This is a genomic window from Pseudoalteromonas shioyasakiensis, from assembly GCF_022398475.1.
Taxonomy (GTDB): domain Bacteria; phylum Pseudomonadota; class Gammaproteobacteria; order Enterobacterales; family Alteromonadaceae; genus Pseudoalteromonas.
The window spans coordinates 1-1,402 of record NZ_JAKEVM010000277.1 but is presented as its reverse complement, the minus strand read 5'-3'; the positions used below and the strand labels follow the sequence as shown (position 1 = coordinate 1,402).

At 34.7% G+C, this 1,402-nt stretch carries 1 protein-coding gene; it reads right to left on the bottom strand.

Annotated features, from left to right (window positions below; translation table 11 throughout):
- On the bottom strand, positions 1-1,402 hold a 1,402-nt coding region (locus tag L1D51_RS21445; RefSeq protein ID WP_239964832.1), incomplete at both ends, for a hypothetical protein.

The window sequence follows — 1,402 nt, the reverse complement described above, 5'->3', positions numbered from 1 at the left end:
CATGTGAGATCTTGATTGAAACTACTTTTAAGTAAATCTAAATTTTTAAAACCATTTCCGCCTTGTTCGGGCAAAGAGTCCAAAGCTTCTATTTGCGCAGCCAAGACATCGTATTTAGACCATGGGAAAGCCACTTTATCAGTCTGTCTTTTAATATTAAAAGCAAGTAATTTTCGAATATCAAAATTTTCGTTAGTTTCCCCCTCATGTAACCATGCTATAGCAGATTCAGAATACGCAAATAGTTCACCACTCTTTTTTAGAGCAGCCCAATTTTTAAAGCTATTATGTAACTCAATTTCTTTTATATCATTGTTATTTTCTCGAAGTACTTTAGGTTTTATAACACGCACTAATTGAGATAACTCGCGTGCTGATTCTGGATCAGACCAATACCTTCTCGCATCACGGTTATGACATAAAAAATAAAAACGATTTAGGAGCTCTTCTCGGTAATTTTTATATGTTAATTGCTCTTCACCATCTAAGATATTGAGCTTAGGCAATATCCTTTCAATTGAAAATAACCCTATACGCATAGAAGCAGGAAACACCTTCGTCAAATATGCTGTAGTAAGCTCTTTGCTTAATTCTTTACCGCTTTCATTTAGTTGGATATCTTGAGTTGAATTATCATAAGCCTTCTCATCGAAATGTGTTTGAGTCATATGTTCATATAACTTAATATCGCCGCTAACTATAGGAATTAAATATGGACACCCTAAGAAGCGTCTTACATCATCAACAACTTCAAACGCCCGATCTAATGCCATATCAACATCATCAATAGTTACAACAATTGCATTGCACCCTAAAATAGCTATTGCAGACTCCACAAAGAGATGAAAATTATTCTCCAATTGTATTCCAGAGCTATATTTAAGAACCTTATCAATACCCATTAAGCCATTAAATTCGCCGTTTTTACCCATGGATTCTGCAAGCTGCTTTAAGCTCTTGTGGAAGGCTTCTCGTAATCTTCTGTTTTTCTGATCACAGCAATTACTTTGATTTAATTTGTCACTAACTTCTTGATAAATTTGTGCAACTATCACATTTGAGAAAGAGTCATTTGCCATCAACATAGTAGGGTCAATTACATCTAAAAAGTAAAGTTCATCTTTTTCAGTACTTTCAGCCTCCCACATACTCTTACTATTTCGCAAAAATACAGTCTTGCCTGTTCCCCTTGGGCTACTAACTAAAATCGCATTATGAGATAGCCAAGTTTTTTTCTGATTAGAGTTTGAATTACTATTTCTAAACTGTTTGTATTTTTTAGCGTCACTTAGGATTGATTCTAAATCACTAATCAGCTGTTGCTTTGCGTATACTTGCCATAACTCGCCATTTGCACCATCAGCATAATCATCCCTGTATTCTTCTTTACTAATGTCTAGAA